Annotated in this window: 13 protein-coding genes; 3 read left to right on the top strand and 10 right to left on the bottom strand. The window is 58.3% G+C overall.

The window, feature by feature from the left end:
• Positions 1-37: 37 nt before the first annotated feature.
• A complete protein-coding gene (locus ACVWZG_RS03540; protein WP_457405019.1) occupies positions 38-997 on the bottom strand; it encodes an SGNH/GDSL hydrolase family protein in 960 nt (319 codons plus the stop codon).
• A gap of 160 nt (positions 998-1,157) precedes the next feature.
• On the opposite strand from ACVWZG_RS03540, the gene ACVWZG_RS03535 reads away from it, so the two are divergent.
• The 3 genes from ACVWZG_RS03535 to purD all read left to right on the top strand — a co-directional run bounded on the left by ACVWZG_RS03535 (position 1,158) and on the right by purD (position 5,104).
• Positions 1,158-2,447, top strand: a complete 1,290-nt coding sequence (locus ACVWZG_RS03535; protein WP_414349558.1) for an HD domain-containing protein — start codon at positions 1,158-1,160, stop codon at positions 2,445-2,447.
• 83 nt (positions 2,448-2,530) lie between these two features.
• Complete coding sequence (locus tag ACVWZG_RS03530) at positions 2,531-3,706, top strand: glycosyltransferase (protein WP_457405021.1); 1,176 nt, start codon at positions 2,531-2,533, stop codon at positions 3,704-3,706.
• A 102-nt stretch (positions 3,707-3,808) separates the two neighbouring features.
• Positions 3,809-5,104, top strand: a complete 1,296-nt coding sequence (purD, locus tag ACVWZG_RS03525) for a phosphoribosylamine--glycine ligase (RefSeq protein WP_414523130.1) — start codon at positions 3,809-3,811, stop codon at positions 5,102-5,104.
• A 645-nt stretch (positions 5,105-5,749) separates the two neighbouring features.
• Here purD and ACVWZG_RS03520 read toward each other — a convergent pair.
• The 9 genes from ACVWZG_RS03520 to ACVWZG_RS03480 form a co-directional block, all read right to left on the bottom strand.
• Complete coding sequence (locus ACVWZG_RS03520) at positions 5,750-6,238, bottom strand: nitrate reductase associated protein (RefSeq protein ID WP_414357823.1); 489 nt, start codon at positions 6,236-6,238, stop codon at positions 5,750-5,752.
• A gap of 24 nt (positions 6,239-6,262) precedes the next feature.
• Positions 6,263-8,398 (bottom strand): molybdopterin oxidoreductase family protein, encoded by a 2,136-nt coding sequence (locus tag ACVWZG_RS03515; RefSeq protein ID WP_457405168.1) that lies wholly within the window; start codon positions 8,396-8,398, stop codon positions 6,263-6,265.
• An 86-nt stretch (positions 8,399-8,484) separates the two neighbouring features.
• The gene (locus tag ACVWZG_RS03510) at positions 8,485-9,066 is read right to left on the bottom strand and encodes a Uma2 family endonuclease (protein ID WP_457405024.1); all 582 of its coding nucleotides are present in this window, start codon (positions 9,064-9,066) and stop codon (positions 8,485-8,487) included.
• A gap of 33 nt (positions 9,067-9,099) precedes the next feature.
• A complete protein-coding gene (locus tag ACVWZG_RS03505; protein ID WP_457405171.1) occupies positions 9,100-9,942 on the bottom strand; it encodes an ABC transporter ATP-binding protein in 843 nt (280 codons plus the stop codon).
• Positions 9,943-9,980: 38 nt separating this feature from the next.
• A complete protein-coding gene (locus ACVWZG_RS03500) occupies positions 9,981-11,972 on the bottom strand; it encodes a nitrate ABC transporter ATP-binding protein (RefSeq protein WP_457405026.1) in 1,992 nt (663 codons plus the stop codon).
• Positions 11,973-12,044: 72 nt separating this feature from the next.
• The gene (gene ntrB / locus ACVWZG_RS03495; protein WP_011431708.1) at positions 12,045-13,004 is read right to left on the bottom strand and encodes a nitrate ABC transporter permease; all 960 of its coding nucleotides are present in this window, start codon (positions 13,002-13,004) and stop codon (positions 12,045-12,047) included.
• 145 nt (positions 13,005-13,149) lie between these two features.
• Positions 13,150-14,472, bottom strand: a complete 1,323-nt coding sequence (locus ACVWZG_RS03490; protein WP_457405029.1) for a CmpA/NrtA family ABC transporter substrate-binding protein — start codon at positions 14,470-14,472, stop codon at positions 13,150-13,152.
• Between the two features lie 61 nt (positions 14,473-14,533).
• Positions 14,534-16,081 carry a ferredoxin--nitrite reductase gene (locus ACVWZG_RS03485; RefSeq protein ID WP_457405031.1) on the bottom strand — a complete coding sequence of 516 codons (1,548 nt, stop codon included), beginning with the start codon at positions 16,079-16,081 and terminating at the stop codon, positions 14,534-14,536.
• A 192-nt stretch (positions 16,082-16,273) separates the two neighbouring features.
• Positions 16,274-17,413: a CAP domain-containing protein gene (locus ACVWZG_RS03480; RefSeq protein ID WP_414330507.1), complete on the bottom strand. Its 1,140-nt coding sequence runs from the start codon at positions 17,411-17,413 to the stop codon at positions 16,274-16,276.

Below are 17,413 nucleotides of genomic sequence, written 5' to 3'. Positions count from 1 at the left end.
CGCCTTTGGGATCCCTTGCCGAGCGCAGAGATCCTTCCTATTGTGCCGGCTTGTATCCATCCGTGAGAAAACTGCGGAGGGCGGACTCTGCCGCCGCATCTGGTTGCAGGGATCCCGCCTCGCTAAAGGGAGGGCAGCGGGTTTGGGGAGGGAGCGGTTGCCGAAGGGCGCTCAAGAAGGCATCGGCCAAATCGGCGTAGCCCCGGTCGTTGGGGTGAAAGCCGTCGGCCAGCGGGCCGGGAAAGAAGGACTCGCGTCGGTAGGAGCGGGGATCGCAGAGCAAGTCCACCACTGGGATCCCCTGTTGGCTCAAGGGGTTGATGGCCCGTTGCGTGAGGCCAACCGAGATCAGGGAGAGCAGTTGGCGCACGCTGCTGGGTTGCTGCTGACCCAGAGGAATCAGGGCGAAGTTGGGCAGGTTAGCCACCGCCAGGCGAGCTTGAGGGGCGCGGGCACGCACCGCCTGCAGCAGGGTTTGGTAATCGGCGGCGAATTGTCGGATCTGTTGATCGATGAAGGGCAAGGGATCCTCACCTCGGAGAGCCTGTTGAGCTGCTGCCAGAGCAATGGCGTTGGTATCGTTTCCGCCCACCCAAATGGTGATCAGGGTGGCATCGGGGGGAATGCGCGGCACTTGGTCCTGCAGCAAATTGGCCGGGATCCCCTGCCTCAGGGCTTGCATGGCGGGGCTGAGCACCGCTCCCGAACGGCCCAGGTTGATAAGCTCCACTGGGCCGGGCAGCAAGCGAGCCAGGCGGGGCACATAGCCCGTTCCATTGGGGCAGTCCAGGGGCTCTGAGCGCTGGGGTCGAGTGCCGGCGGCGTTGGCTGGGCCATCACAGGAAATGGAGGCGTTGTAGCCAACGGCATCGCTGGCTCCCAGGGCAACGTAGCGGGTGAGGGTGGGTGGGCTGGGCACAACAGGGGATCCAGAACTGGCAGAGCAGCCGGTTAGCCCCAAACTGAGTATCAAAATCAGCAGGGAGAGGAGGAACACCCAGCTGTCTTGTTGTCTTGGAGTCGAGTTTTCTGGGGTTCGGGTGCTGGCATCCTTTGCAGAGAGAGGCATGGGAAAGCGGGCATAGATAGGGCGAGGCGGGAAGCACCCCCAGACAGGCTAGCCAAGGATCCCAAAATTGGCGAGGTATGGTGGGAGTATGCCGCTACGGTTTTGCAAGTCCCGCACCTACCACGATCCCCTGCATGGCGCCATTAGCCTGAATGGAGGGGACGCAGTTGAGGCCCTGCTCATTCGCCTGATCGATACACCGGCCTTTCAGCGGCTGCGCCGCATTCGCCAGTTGGACACGGCCTTTTTTACCTTCCACGGGGCAGAGGGATCCCGCTTTACCCATTCGGTGGGGGTGCTGCAGGTAACGCGGCGGCTGTTCGACAAATTGGCCCATCGCCACCCGGAGCTGCGTCCCTATCGGGCGGTAACCTTGGCCTCGGCTCTGCTGCACGACATTGGCCATGCCCCTTTTAGCCATGCCGGGGAAGAGATCTTCGGCTGCCGGCACGAGGTTTGGACGGCCCGCATTCTCCGGGAGGATCCCCAGGTGAGGACGCTGCTGGCGGAGTTTGATTCCCAACTGCCGGCCCAGATGCAGCAAGTGCTGCAGAAGCAGTTTCCCCTGCCGCTGGTGGGGCAACTCATCTCCAGCCAACTGGACTGCGACCGCTTCGATTACCTGATGCGGGATAGCCTGCTCACGGGTGCCCAATACGGCCACCTGGACTTGGATCGCATCCTAACGGTGCTGGATTATGACCCGGAGACGGGATCCCTGTCCATCCCCGCCCGCAAAGGCCTGGGGGCCATCGAGCACTACCTGGTGGTGCGCTATTTCATGTACACCCAGGTGTACCAGCACCCCAAGAGCCTCTGTGCCCGTTTTATCTTGGAGCGGCTATTCAGGCGGGCAGAGGCGCTCCTGCAAAGGGGGGAGATTGAGCTGGATCCCATCCTCAGCGCTTGGTGCTGGGCCTCGCTGGCGGCTCAAAAAGGGGATCCCTTCGAGTTGCCGCTCCCCCTCTACTTGGCTGCCGACGATATCATCTTCAGCTACCCCATGCGCCTCTGGGCCATGTCGGGGAAGGATCCCATCTTGGCGGATCTGTCGCGGCGCTACTTGGAGCGGGATTTGTTCAAGGCCCGCAACATTACCCAGTTGTCTGAGGAACAACGCCAAACCCTGGTGGCCGCCGTGCAGGCCAAAATGCTGCAGGACGGGCTGGATCCTGAAAGTTACTTGGGCATCCGCTCTGCCCACGTCCAGGGCTATAGCTTTTATGACCAAGGGATCCAGCTCAAAACCGAGCGCGGCTACGAAGAAATTGCCCATCTTTCCCCTTTGGTGCGTGCCTTGGTGGAAACCCAGCGCCAGGTCTGGCTAATCTTTCCCCGGCCCTATGGCGATATCGTAGAGGGGGTTTTGTCTGCCTAGAAAATCATTGGGCCATCCCAGAGCTAGAGCATTAGAGGTGGGAATCTGTTCCTGAGCACATCTAAACAACGAGGGAAGCAGGAGTGGGGATCCGAGAAATCCTAACGGGGGTATTGTCCTTAACAGCTTTGGCGATTGCCCTAGTGGCCCTGCAACTGAGGCGAGCGTTGCGGGCTTCCCCCTGGCTGAGGGATCCCTCGGCGGAGCAGGCAGGGGAAATCGCGGCTGGAATGGAGCGGCTGGCGGTGATCGTGCCCGCCTACAACGAGGCCGAGAACGTGGTGGGCTGCCTGAGCAGCATTCTGGACAGCACCTCTGCCCCTTTGCAGGTGTGGTTGGTGGACGATGAGTCCACGGATGCCACCTGGGAGTTGGCGCAAGCCCTGGCCGCCGAACGGCAAGATCCGCGCCTACACCTGCTCAAGGGGGATCCCCGTCCCAAAGGCCAAAGGTGGGTGGGCAAAAACTGGGCCTGTGCCCAAGCCGTCGCCCGCGTAGAAGCCGACTACTTGCTGTTTCTGGATTGCGACGTGCGGCTGGGATCCGGTGCCATTGAAGCGGCCTTAGGACATTTGCTGGCAAGCGGCAGCGGCTTGGTGAGTGTAGGGCCGCAATTGGTGTGCGGTTGCCTGGCGGAGTGGCTGGTGCAACCCATCATGATGACCATCCTGGCGGTGGGTTACAACTTTGCCGCCGTGAACGATCCCGACAACCCCAAAGCCTTTGCCTTTGGTCCCTTCCTGCTGTTTCGGCGCTCTGCCTACGAGCAAGTTGGCGGGCATGCCGGAGTGGCCGATGTGGTGATCGAGGATGTGGCCCTGGGGCAACGGATCAAAGCCCAGGGGTTGGGCCTGCAAATTTGCCTGGGAGGGCCGCGGGTGCGCAGCCGCATGTATGCCAACGGGGCTGCCCTTTGGGAAGGGTGGACCAAAAACTGGTTCCTGGGCCTGGAGCGCAACTGGGCCTTGGCGGTGTTGGCAATGGGTACGGTCTTGGGGATCTGCAGCTTGCCCTGGTTGGGGGTGATCCTGGCTGGGGCTACGGGATCCCTGGAGGTGCTGTTGGCCAGCTTGGCAGGGATCCTGGCCCAATTGGCCATCCGGCTTCTGCTCCGGCATTGGGCGCATCTGCCCCTCTGCTACTGGTGGCTAACGGCAGTGGGGGGTTGGGCGACAGCGGCCATCATCTTGGCTTCGGCCATCCGCACCACCACCGGCCGCAACTGGACTTGGCGGGGCCGTTCTCTCGCCGTCCACTGACCGGAGTGCGCCAACACCCCAGAAATGGTACAAGAACATGGTCTAATGGGGAATGTTCGGAAAACAGGCAAGCTGGGTTTAGAAACAGCGGAATAGCACACCATGCAGGCTCTGGTCATCGGATCTGGGGGGCGAGAACACGCTCTGGCCTGGAAGCTGTTGCAGTCTCCCCAGGTTACTCGGATCTACTGTGCCCCCGGCAACGGCGGCATGCAGCAGCTGCCCCGCTGTCAATCCGTGGCTTTGGCGGCTACCGACATCGAAGGGCTGGTGCGGTTTGCTACCGTACAAGGGATCCGCCTGACGGTGGTAGGGCCAGAGCTGCCCTTGGTGCAGGGGATCGTGGACGCCTTCCAGGCAGCAGGGTTGCCCATTTTCGGGCCTAGCCGCGCCGCTGCCCAACTGGAAGGAAGCAAACTCTGGGCTAAGCAATTGATGCAAGAGGCGGGGATCCCGACTGCTCGCGCTACCGGCTTTGCTGAGCTATCTGCCGCTGTGGCCTATCTCGACTCCCAGAGTTTCCCAGTGGTCATCAAAAAAGATGGACTGGCTGCCGGCAAGGGGGTAACCGTTGCCCAAAATCGGGAAGAAGCCGTGCAAGCCCTGGAAGCAGCCCTGGCCAAGCCGGGCGATCAGGTGCTGATCGAGGAGTTTATCCCCGGCCAGGAGGTGTCGGTTTTGGCTCTAACCGATGGCCAGATCTGTGTGCTGCTGCCACCTGCCCAGGACTACAAGCGCCTTGGCGAGGGCGATACTGGCCCCAACACCGGTGGTATGGGAGCTCATGCCCCTGCCGATCACCTGGTCACTCCAGAACTGTTGGCCCGCATCCAAACCCAGATCCTGGATCCCACCCTGGAGGCTTTGCAACGGCGGGGCATCCGCTACCAGGGGGTGATCTATGCCGGTTTGATGATCACGCCCAGTGGGGATCCCTACGTGTTGGAGTACAACTGCCGCTTTGGGGATCCCGAAGCTCAGGTCATCCTGCCCTTGCTGGAAAACCCTTTGGACGAGGTGCTGCTGGCCTGTATAGAAGGACGGCTGGCCCAAATCCAGCTCAAATGGAAACCCGGCTATGCCGCCTGCGTGGTGATGGCAGCCCCAGGCTATCCCGATGCCTACGAGCGAGGGATCCCCATCTCCGGCTTGGATGCAGCTGCCACCACGGGGGCGTTGGTGTTTCATGCGGGTACCCGCCAGGCAGGCAAGCAGCTCCTGAGCGATGGCGGGCGCGTTCTCTGTCTTACCGGCCAAGGGGCAACCCTATCCGAGGCCCTGCGCCAAGCCTACGCAGCTGTGGAGCAAGTGCAGTTTCCCAAGGCCTACTACCGTTCTGACATCGGCAGCCACGCCCTGGGGCCTGCCGTCCGCCGAGGAGTGATCCCTACCCCATAAAGCCATCCCTTGCCCTCTCAGCTGCAGCCGGATGGAAGAAGCCCCAGAGGGGTCGCTCCTCCAGGGCCCATAAAGCAGCTTTGAAAAAAGCTTTGATGCTTAGACGATAGCGCTTTCGGTAACAAGACGGCAACAGTGATATCAAAAGCTCAACTTTACTTTAGATTCCTTAACAATAGCCCTCTGCTTTGACTAGGCACGGATATTGCTGAGCTGAGTCTCTCCCCTCTCGAGGGGGATCCCCCATTAGCCCACTTGAACTGTTGCGGACCCGGATCCCCTAGAGCAGGCATTTCCTCTCCCAGGGTGGAAGAGGGGTTGGGGGTGGTCGTCTGGGGCAGCGCATGGCAGAGGAGCATGACTCTAGTCAATAATAAGCTCAACTATACTGAAAATAATGTATAATATGTTCAGTACGGATTACTACCAGTTGATCTTTCTGTTTACTTTCGAGTCTGCCAACATGGTAGCCAAAGCAAAGCAGAAAATTGGTAGTAAGACGACACGGAAACTGCGCTTTGGGTATTCTACTCAAAGCTTTGCGGGATACCGCCATTCTGTTTGGAAACAAACAGAATGCTATCGCTGCATAGTTGAACAGTGATGTTCAGCAGTGTTCAGCGTAAATGTATCAGACTATCTCTCTCAAATAGATTCAGAGTAACTGCAATCACCATCCCTCGCCATCTTCAGGCCAAACTCTCGCAGAGCGGGCAAGAAATTTTTGTTTTCGTGATGGGATCGGCTCAACTTCAGCAAGGCAAATCTCTGGATATCGTGCAAGTTTCTCCAGAAATCGAGGGCAAGCCGGATCCCCAGGTCTTGAGCTTTTTGTTGGACAGCCATTGGGATCTGGTTGGGATTTTGCCATTCAGGCTGGGGGTCAATGGGAATCTCTTGCGCCTCTTCGTGGCAGATGGAGCGAACCAAATGGCGCAGATGGTTGCGGAGTTCTTCTAGATCCTGTGGAGATTCAGAGGGCCAATCAACACACTTCCGCCGCTCTTCTAAGGAAAACTTGGCCCATTGATGGAGCTTGAGCTTGATCCCGCACAAATCCAGCTTTAGGCGCAAGGTCATGGGGATGCATCGCAGAGAGTCGGCAAAATCTTGCTCAAACTGAAACAGAGTCATGGGAACCTCGATTAGGAACCAAATCTAGAGTTGAGGGGATTGCTTGAGCGGTGGGTCGGCTTTCTCAAGAGCAACGGCACAGGCTTTTAATTCCGGCTGTCCGGAATCAGGGCAACTGATGTCATGGGTGAGGGCATTACACTCAGCTTGTTCTGCCCAGAGGGATCCCCAGTGCATGGGTACAAATAGCGTACCGGGAGCAATGTTGGCAGTTATCTTGGCCGGGAAATAGGCCCGCCCGCGGGCAGAACGCACCTGAACCCAATCCCCATCTTGGAGGCCCAGCTTTTCCGCATCGCGAGGATGGATCTCCATAAAGGGTTGGGGGTGCATGTGCTTGATTTTTTCAATCCTGCCGGTACGGGTTTGGGTGTGCCAATGGCCGTATAGCCTGCCCGTAGTTAACACGTAAGGGAACTGAGGGTTGGGTGGCTCCGCCAAGCCACGGGAATGGTGGGGGATAAAGCGGGCGCGGCCATTGGGGGTCGGGAAACGCCAATCTGTGTAGAGGCGAGTGGACTTAGGGGCCGAGGTTCTTTCTTTGGGATAAGGCCATTGCTGAGGGCCTTGTTCTGCCAAAAGGGCATGGCTGAGGCCGGAGTGATCGCAGAGGCGATTTGCGGTAAGGGCGGCAAATTCTGCATAAACCTCTGCCGCGGTTTGGAAGGAAAATTGCGCTTCAAAGCCCAACCTGCGCCCCACTTCAGCAAAGATCTCCCAATCGGGTCGGGCTTCGCCAGGGGGGTCTCGAAAGGCTTGACAAAGGGTAACCCTGCGCTCGGAGTTGGTCATCACCCCGGTTTTCTCGCTCCACTGGCAGGCGGGCAAAAGCAAATGGGCATATTCTGCCGTTTCTGTAGGGTAATAAGCCTCTTGGTAAACGGTAAAGGGAGACTTTTTCAGGGCTTTTTTGACCCGTTCCAGATCCGGAAAGCTCACCAAAGGATTGGTGGCCACAATCCAGAAGAACTGCAGGGATCCCGTCTCCAGAGCGGCAATCATCTCGGTGGCCCTCAGTCCTGGGTGGGGGGAGATGGAGCCGCCGGGCAAACCCCAAGCCTGCTCCACCTCTGCCCGATGCTGGGGATGGCTCACCAGCCGATATCCCGGCAGCAGATGAGATAACCCCCCCGCCTCTCGACCACCCATGGCATTGGGCTGGCCGGTCAAGGAAAAGGGGCCGGTCCCCGGTCGGCCAATTTGCCCAGTTAGGAGATGCAGGTTGATTAAGCTGGTGATCTTGGCGGTGCCCTCGCTGGACTGGTTTAGGCCCATCGACCAAAGGGATAGAACTCTCTGGGATCCCTGCCAAAGCTTGGCTGCTTCGATCAAATCCTCGGTGGCAATTCCGCAGCGCTGGGCCACAATCTGCGGTTCATAATCGGCCAGCAAAGCTGCATATTCAGCAAAACCTTGGGTGAAGCCCTCGATAAAATCAGCAGCAATGGATCCCCACTTTAACAACAAATGGGCAATCCCATTGAAAAGATCGATATCCGTACCGGGGCGAATTTTTAAGTGGAGATCGGCAGCTTCTGCTGTCTGAGTGCGCCGGGGATCCACGACCACCATTTTGAGGGGGGATCCGGGCTTGTGCCGCTTCTTCAAGCGATTAAAAAGAATGGGGTGGCACTCTGCTGTGTTGGTGCCCACCAGAAAAGCCAGATTGCAGAGATCGAGATCCTCATAGCAGCAGGGGGGACCGTCGGATCCCAGGGATTGGGTGTAGGCTGAGACAGCTGAGGACATGCACAGGCGCGAGTTGGTGTCGAAATTGTTGGTTCCCAGACAGCCTTTCATCAGCTTTTGAGCAACGTAATAGTCTTCAGTGAGCAACTGCCCCGATCCATACATAGCCATGGAGTGAGGGTTGTCTTTGAGGCAGCGCAGCCGAGAAACCATCTCCTCAAAAGCCTGATCCCAAGAAATGCGGCGAAAGGGCTGATCCAAGCTCTCCCGAAACAGGGGAGAGAGCAGCCGATCTCGACCAACTGCCTCCAGGATCGTGGCCCCCTTTACACAGACCATCCCCAAGCTGGAAGGATGCTCCCGGTCGCCTCTCATTTTCCAGTCACCTGAGGCTGTCGAAACCGCCTCCAATCCACATCCCACACCGCAATAGGGACATAGGGTTTTGATGACAGCTTTTTCCGACTCCATCGCGGTCACCATGAGTTGGGATCCCTGTCAGGATGGATAAGTGTCTTGCATTTTGGATCCCGATAGGCCATCAGGTTAAGGATCTCTTAGCCGAGGAGATCGGCCACTTGGATCTCAAATCCGGGCAATACAACCTGGCTTTTGGCAGTCTCTTGTTCGGTTAGCCAAAGGTGGCGATCCTGAGTCTGGATAAAAATAAATTTGCTTTTGGGAAAAATCAGCCAGACTTCCAGTACATCGGAGCTGAGATACTCTTGGGCTTTTAGGAAGATATCTTCTCCACAGTCGGTTGGAGAGAAGATCTCCTCAACCAGAGGATAGCTCTGCGGCAAAGTGGCAATATCCTCTCCAAATTGCTGGATTAAATCTGGAGATGAGTAGGCAGCATCAGGTCTTCTGACTCTGCCTTTGGTTTGGCCGGGAGCCTTCACCAAAACCATAACCCCCAATGGCTGACATTCAACATAACCGAGCCAACGGAAGAGAAGTCGGGTTTGGATCTTTGCATGCCCTAAGGTTTGCCCCACTTTCTCCACAATGTAGCCATCTACCCATTTGGTTTGGGCAACCGGATTGGCCAGATAGTCGGCAAGGGTTTTGGGCAGGGTAGAGACCCGCTTCTCCATTGGGAGATCGGTTGGAACTACCTGAACCGGAGCAGTGGCCATCAACTTCCCTCTCCAAGTATTTTGAACCCTAGCTCAATCCCCTCCATGGGCAAAGCGGCGATAGAGGAAGTCAAGGGCGCGGTTACGCAATTCGTAGAACTCAGGCATTTCCATAATGCGGGAGCGGATGCGCGGTCGCTCGAAGGGAATGGTCAAGATCTCGCCGATATGGGCAGCGGGGCCGTTGGTCATCATTACCACCCGGTCTGACAAGTAGAGAGCCTCGTCGATGTCGTGGGTAATCATCAAAACTGTGCAGCGGTGATCCCGCCAAATGGCCAGCAGCTCATCTTGTAGATCTTCCTTGGTAATGGCATCCAAGGCCCCAAAAGGCTCATCCAACAGCAAAACTTCTGGACGAACGGCAAGAGCGCGGGCAATGGCAACCCTTTGCTTCATGCCTCCAGAAAGCTGCTTGGGCCGCTTGTGGGCTGCTTCCGCCAAACCTACCAATTCCAGATGTTCTTGAACAATTTCCCTTTTTTCCCACCGGGGTTTGGTTGGGTACACCTGATCCACCACCAGATAAACATTTTCAAAAGCCGTCAGCCAGGGCAAAAGGGAATAATGTTGAAACACCATCATCCGATCTGGCCCTGGGGAGGTGATGGGCTGGCCCTTGAGGGTAATGGATCCCGAAGTGGGAGTCGAAAAACCCGCCACCATGTTGATCAAGGTGGATTTGCCGCAACCCGAGTGGCCGATAATGCAAACAAACTCACCGGCGGCCACTTCCAGATTGATATTTTCCAGCGCAACGAAGGGCCCTGCTGAGGTGAAGTAGGTCTTGCCCACATTCTGAAGACAAAGAAGGGGCAGTCCTGCAACCGGAGATGCAGAAGATAGCGGTGAGGAAGATAGGCGAGAACTGGTCATCATGGTGTTTTCCAATCGAGAGTTTAAGGTAACAAAAGCTAAACTTCGCTGAGCCGGTACTCCTGCAGCTTCAGATCCTGCCGGATGGCCACAGACTCCAGGTAAGCAACGGGATCCTCTCCGTCAAAGCGGGATCCATCGGCAAAGAGTAAAGCTCCGCGGTCGTGGGCCCGATCCGGAAGGCCCAGTTCTCTGGCGGCTAGGGCGTAGGTTTCGCTGTCCAGAACTTGGTCGAGAACCGAAACCCAATTGCGGGGAAAAGCGCAGAGTCCCCAGCGAGCCATCTGCGTCAGGATCCAGAGGTGTTCCAATCTTTCCGGACAGGTGTTGCGCCCGTTGGCAAACTGGTGAAAACCGGTGAGGGCTTGGGATTCATCGGCAATTCCCCGCTGCAGAATACCCGTCCACCCCGGCTGCAGATCCTCCAGGGCCACGCCCACATACTGGGGCTGAGCCAGCCACTCCAAGATCTCAGAACGGTGCTGCGGCTGATCGCAGTAGTGACAAGCCTCCAGTAGTGCTTTGACCAGAGCCACGTGGGTGCGGGGGTAGCTTTGGGCCCAGTCCTGGCGCACCGTCAGCACTTTTTCAATGTGGCTGGGCAAGATTTCGGGAGTGGTGGTGACGATAAATCCCAACTGTTCCCGCACAGCGCGGGAGTTCCAGGGCTCGCCCACGCAGTAGCCATCGATGTTGCCGGCCTTGAGGTGGGCCACCATCTGCGGCGGCGGGATCACCGTCAACGTAACGTCCCGATCCGGATCCACCCCCCCACCGGCCAGCCAGTGCCGCAACAGGAAGTTTTGCATGGAAGCCGGATGAACCACTCCCAGGGTGTGGACTGTGTCGGGGGTGTGGTTGAGGTATTGGCGAAAATCCGCCAGGCTTTGAACGCCTCGCTCCAAAAGTCTGCGCCCAAAGGTAATGGCGTTGCCGCCGCGGGAGAGGGTTAGCGCGGTAATCAAAGGCACCGGAACTCCCCCCACCCCCAACGTGGAGGCCAACGGGATCCCGGCCACCACCATGGCCGCATCCAGCCGACCGGAGCGGATCCCTTCCCAGATGGTCTTCCAGCCTGGCTCCCGCACCAGGGTGACCTGCTCCAGGCCATGCTTTTGAAACAGGCCTTTTTCCTGCGCCACCACCAGCGGGGCGCAGTCGTTGAGGGGCACAAAGCCAACCTCCAAATTGACCTTCTCCAGGCCGTGTTTGGCAATGGCCACGCGAACAGGCGTTTTTTGGCGAGCCCGCTTTTGCTGGTTGAGAAAGTAGATCATCTCTCCCCGCAGGCTGTAGTAATCGGGGTGACGCACCACTTCCAAACGATGGCGGGGTCGAGGAAAAGGGATCCGCAAAATCTGGCCAATGCGGGCCTCCGGGCCATTGGTCATCATTACCACCCGATCCGAAAGCAGCAGCGCCTCATCCACATCGTGGGTAACCATGACACAGGTGAGCTGCTCCGCCTGGGCAATCTCCATCAGTTGCTCCTGCAGGTTGCCGCGCGTCAAGGCATCCAGAGCGCCAAAGGGCTCATCCAACAGCAGCACCCGCGGACGGATGGCCAAAGCCCGGGCAATGGCTACCCGCTGTTTCATCCCTCCTGACAGATGGGCCGGTCGCTTGTCGGCTGCCCCCTGCAACCCCACACGGCGAATGTGTTCTGCCACAATCCGGTCCCGCTCCGCTTTGGGAAGGGATCCCAGCACCTCGTCCACGGCCAGGGCAACGTTCTCCCGCACGGTCAGCCAGGGCAGCAGGGAATAGTTCTGAAACACCACCATGCGATCCGGGCCGGGATCCGTAACCTGTCGGCCCTCCAGGAGAATGCCCCCTCGGGAAGGCTTTTCCAGGCCAGCAATGATGTTGAGCAGGGTCGATTTGCCACAGCCAGAGTGGCCGATCAACGAGACAAATTCCCCTTTTTGGATCTCCAGGTGGATGTCTTTCAGGACAGGGTAGATCTCTCCGTTGTCAAGGAGAAATTCCTTGTCGACATGATCCACTTCAATGTAAGGCTGAGTCTTCATGATTCCCCTGAGATGATTTCTGAGAGCATGGAGAAATTGTCAGCAACCAATCTAAAACTCGGCCAAGCTCATTTAGCGATCCTCAGCCACCACCAGCGAGCCAATCCAAGCCGTGATCCGATCCAGCAGAAGACCCACCATCCCGACATAGATCAAAGCCAGAATGATTTCGCTGATGCGGGAGCTATTCCAGGCATCCCAGATGAAAAATCCAATGCCCACACCGCCAATCAACATTTCCGCTGCCACAATGGCCAGCCAAGACAAGCCCACCCCAATGCGCAAGCCGGTAAAAATGTAGGGCACAGTTGCCGGGAAAACGATTTTGAAAAAGTACTTCCAGCCGGACATGCGCACAATTCTGGCCACGTTGCGGTAGTCCTGAGGGATCTGCTGTACGCCGACAACAGTGTTGATCAAAATGGGCCAGAGGGCCGTAATGAAGATTACAAAAATGGCGGAAGGGTTGGCATCTCGAAAGGCAGCCAAAGAAATCGGCAGCCAGGCCAAAGGCGGCACCGTGCGCAACACCTGAAAAATGGGATCCAAAGCCTCGTACAGCCAGCGATTGACCCCGATGATCATGCCGCCCACAACCCCCACCAAGCCGGCCAGGGCAAACCCAATGAACACCCGCCGCAAGCTGGCCCAAATTTGCCAGAACAGCCCTTTGGCATTGCCGCCATAGTCAAAAAAGGGATCTTTAATGAGGGGATCCCAGGTGTCCTGCCAAACCTGGAGAGGGGTGGGCAAGTTGGCTCCGGGGCGGCTGTAAATGATTTGCCAGAGAATCAGGACGAGCAAAATGGCCGTAGCGGGCAACAGAATGCGACGCAGCGCTTTGTGGATTTGGACTCTTTGCCGCCAAGCAGAAGAAGGTGCAGAACTGGCGGGGGAACCGATTCCGGTACTGGACTGAAGAACAGAACCTTGGCCGGTTTTCAGCAGCCAGTGGCCTAGGCCAACCAGTAGGGGAAGCAGGATCCGAAAGAGGTGGTAGCCCAACTGTAGGGCAGAGTGGAAAATCCTCATGGCTTGCTGGGAGTAAGGTTGAAGTCAACTTAAGAGGATCCCAAGAGAGAAGGGGTTTAAGTTGAACACTCTTTGTGGGGATTCGGGGATCCCTTCTCTCCTGGACAGAGGGTTTGCAGCTAACTTGCTGGGGAAAGTTGGGAAATTAGGCCAGCTTCTTAATCGCCAATTTCTCCAGGTAGGCGGCAGGATTTTCGGGATCGAACTGCACCCCGTCGAAGAAGGTTTCCACTCCTCGAGAGGTGCTGGGGGGAATGGCTGCCCCCTGACCAATGGCTTTGGCAGCTTCTCGCCAGAGTTCTTCCCGATTCACCCGCTCCACCAAGGCTTTGGTATCGGTGTCGGCAGGCAGATAGCCCCAGCGGATGTTTTCGGTCAAGAACCAGAGATCGTGGCTCTTGAAGGGGTAGGAAGCGTAGTCCTGCCAGAACTTCATCAGGTGGGGGCTGTTTTCAACGACCTTGCCGGTGCCGTAGTCAAAAGTGCCCCGAGAACGGCCCAAGATATCGGGCACAGGTACCCCCAGCCAGCGGCGGTCGCCGATGATGCGACACATCTCCTCTTTGTTTTCCATCTGGTCGCACCAGATCTGGGCTTCTAGCACCGCTTTCAACAGGGCAAGGGTGGCTTTCGGGTGCGCATCCACCCAGTCGGCCCGCAGGGCAAAGGCCTTTTCCGGGTGGCCGTTCCACAGCTCGCCGGTGGTGAGGGCAGTATACCCCTCTTTTTGGTTCACCAGCTGGGCATTCCAAGGCTCGCCCACACAGAAGGCTTCCATGGTTCTGGATTTCATATTGGCCACCATCTGCGGCGGCGGCACCACAATGATGGAGACGTCGCTAGTGGGATCGATCCCGCCTGCGGCCAGCCAGTAGCGCATCCACATGTCGTGGGTGCCACCGGGGAAGGTCATCGCACATTTGGGATCCCCGCCGGCAGCTCGGACCTCGGCAAACTTGGCCTTGAGGGGGGAACTATCCAGGCCGATTTGCAAATCCCGATATTGGTTGGAAATGCTAATGCACTGACCGTCCAGATTGAGACGGGCCAAAATGTACATAGGCACCGGCTTGCCATCGGTAACTTTGCCGGTGGTGATGAGGTAGGGCATGGGGGTGAGGATGTGTGCCCCATCGATGCCGCCGGCGGCGGATCCCAGCACCAAGTTGTCGCGGGTGGTGCCCCAAGAGGCCTGCTTGACCACCTCCACATCTTTCATGCCGTACTTGTCAAAGAACCCCTTTTCTTTGGCGATGATCAGGGGGGCCGCGTCGGTTAGAGCGATGAACCCCAGCTTGGCGCTGGTGGTTTCGGGAGTATCGGCCTGCGCCACCCAGTAGCCTTTGCCCAAGGATTGCGATTGGGCGCGCGGGATCCCAGCCGTGGCCGCCCCAGCCGTGAGAGCAGCCACCCCGGCCAAAAATTGCCGACGGGAGACGGGAGAGGAAGTGCTGAACAGCTTAGACATCGAAACCTCCAAGATTTACAACGACGAAGAAAGAAAAACTTTCAGGACGGCAACAGAACCGCTAGCGGGTTACCAAAACAGAAGCCTGGGCGGCGGACGGATGCTGACGCGGCCTGGCCCCAAAGTGCTCCCTGAGCAACTCCACCAAGACCGGCTTGAGGTCTTCGCAAGGGATCCCTTGGCGCACACATTCGCCCAGCTTGGCGTCTTTGCCCACTTCTCCTCCCATGTAGATGTCCACGGCCTCCACCGGCTTGCCGTCCTTGCGAACGGTGGTGCCCATGAGGCCAATATCGGCCACCTGGGGTTGGCCGCAGGAGTTGGGGCAGCCCGTCCAGTGGATGCGCACCGTTTGAGGAATCTCCAGCTCCGCCTCCAGCTCCTCCATCAAGGCCACAGCCCGGTTTTTGGTCTCGATGAGGGCAAAGTTGCAGAACTGGTTGCCCGTACAGGACACCAACCCCCGCTGCAATGGCCCTGGGTTAGGGGAGAACTTCTTCAAGAGCGGCTCTTTGAGGAGCGGGGCCACTCGGGAGTCGGGCACATTGGGGATGAGCACGTTCTGCTCCACTGTCAGCCGCAGCTCCCCGGAGCCGTACACCTCCGCCAAGCGGGCCAGCTCCATCATCTCCAGGGCGTTGAGCCGCCCCACCGGCACATGCAGGCCGACAAAGTTGAGGCCCGGCTGCTTCTGGGCATGCACCCCCAGCAGATCCCGCTTGTGCCAGACCACCTCATCTTTTTCCGCTGCCCTGAGCAGAGGGTGGCCTATCTGGCGCTCCACAGCCGCCCGGAACTTCTCTAGGCCCCACTCGTCAATGAGCCACATCAACCGCGCCTTTTGCCGGTTGGCCCGCAGGCCGTGATCCCGGTAGACCAGCAGCACCGCCTCGCACAGAGGAACCACATCGCGGGGATCCACCCAGACATCTAGGCCAATTGCCTCGGCGCAGCGGCGAGCCGAGAAAAAGCCGCCCACCAGGACGTTGAAGCCCAGGCGGCCATTTTTGAAGGCGGGCACAAAGGCCAGGTCGTTGATCTCCGCATGCACCGAGTTGTCGCGACAACCACAGATGGCGATGTTGAACTTGCGCGGCAGGTTGCTGAAGGAAGGGTTGCCCTCGCCGTTGTTGGTAACCATGTCCTGCACCTTGCGAGTGAGGCCGCGCACGTCGATCAGCTCATCCGGGTCAATACCAGCCAGAGGGGATCCCGTGATGTTGCGCACGTTGTCCATGCCCGACTGGATGCTGGTCAGGCCTACCTCTTTCAGGTAGCCCAGGATCTGGGGCATTTCCTCGATGGGGATGCCCCGCAGTTGCAGGTTCTGCCGGGTGGTGAGGTCGGCTACGCCCTGTTCTCCATAGGGGTGGATGATTGCGCCCAACATCCGCATTTGGCCGCTGGTTAGGATCCCATTGGGCAGGCGCAGCCGCAGCATGAACTGACCTGGGGTGCGCTTGCGAAAGAAGATCCCCAGCCACTTGAGGCGGTGATCCCGGTCGTCTTCAGGAATGTTCTCCCAACCCATCCGGGCAAACGCCTCCAGCTCGGCCTTGACCGCCAGCCCATCCTTTTCGCTTTTGAGGCGTTCAAATTGGTTTGCCATGATCGCTGCCGTGGGGTGAACACTGGCTACCCTAGCGATGACGAACCATTAACTTTGGTATTGGCCGTTACACTTTGTAACAGGTTATGCAGTTTTGTCATTCTCGAATTGCGCTTTATGCATAAAGTCAGGCTTCCAGGAGCAGCAGACCCCTCTTTCCCCTTTGGGAAAGGGGCTGGGGGTGAGGAAAAGCTAGTTGAGAGGGTTGAAAGAGTTGAAAGGCTCCATCTGCCAGAGCAGACGGGGCGGGATCCCCAGCCCTTCGGTGAGGGGTGCGGGCCGTTGGGAAGTTTGGGGATCGCAGTCGTAGAGAGCGGTGGTGTAGCGGTAGCTGCGGGGGGGGCCACCGTTGAGGCGAATGCCGCTAATTTCAAAGGTGTAGTTGCGATTGGGCTGGATCGAACCCACGGAGTAGGTCAAAGTTTCCAGGCCAAAGGCGGGATCCCCCACGCGGAGATCTCCAACAGGCACCGGCTCGCCGCTGAGGGCATCGGTGATGCGGACTTGGGCTTGGCTGAGATCAGCCTTGCCGCCACGGCTGGGCACCGAGAAAGACCAGCGGTAGGCAGACAGGGGCTGGCCGGAAAACCCTTCTAGGCGGTAGAGGTAGCCGTCTTTCTCCGGGAAGGCGATGAACTCTGGATCTGGCACCGACTCGTCAAAACCGAAGATCCAGTTGGCGTTGGCCTGGGTCACCCGTCCAGCCCGTGGGTCAAAGACAATGCCGTAGGCCCCCTGGGCGTACTGAGGATACAGGTTCCAGCGGCGATGCCCCACATCCACAAAGTTTTCTCGACCTGGCTCGGCAAAATAGATGTCCACCTGCCGCGCCAACACCCGGCCTGGATCGGGGCCGTTCAGCTCTAGGATGGGCCCAACCGCCAGGTTGCTGAAGCGGGATCCCGCCTCCCCAGCAGGGGTAAAGCAGCGCCAAGAAGGGGGCGGCTGGTGGCTGAGAGTACCATTGGCTACCTGCATCAAGGCCGCTTGCTGGGCGGCTTCTAGGAACTGAGGATTGAGCTTCACCGGCGGTAACTGGTGCAACAGCCGTAGAAAATTCAGCCGATCCATCATCTTTTGGGCTGCTGCAGGCGTAAGGCGACCGGGGTTGCAGGTAGCAACCTGGGGCTGTTCGGCGTAAATAGGCCCCGTGAAGCTGCGGGTCTGGCGATCCAACCGGCACAGGAAGCTGGCAATCGGCACTTCCCCTGCCCGCGGTGGCTCCATCGAGGTAGGGGATCCTCCACAGGCCGCCAGCAGACAAAGACAAAAGATCCCCGCGATCCTCAAAGCCCAAAGCTGAACCAACTTGGGCAACCGCTGCAAGGGCAT

Source organism: Thermostichus sp. OS-CIW-33, assembly GCF_054059615.1.
The sequence above is the reverse complement of the archived record's forward strand: the minus strand, read 5'-3'. Positions and strand labels throughout refer to the sequence as shown.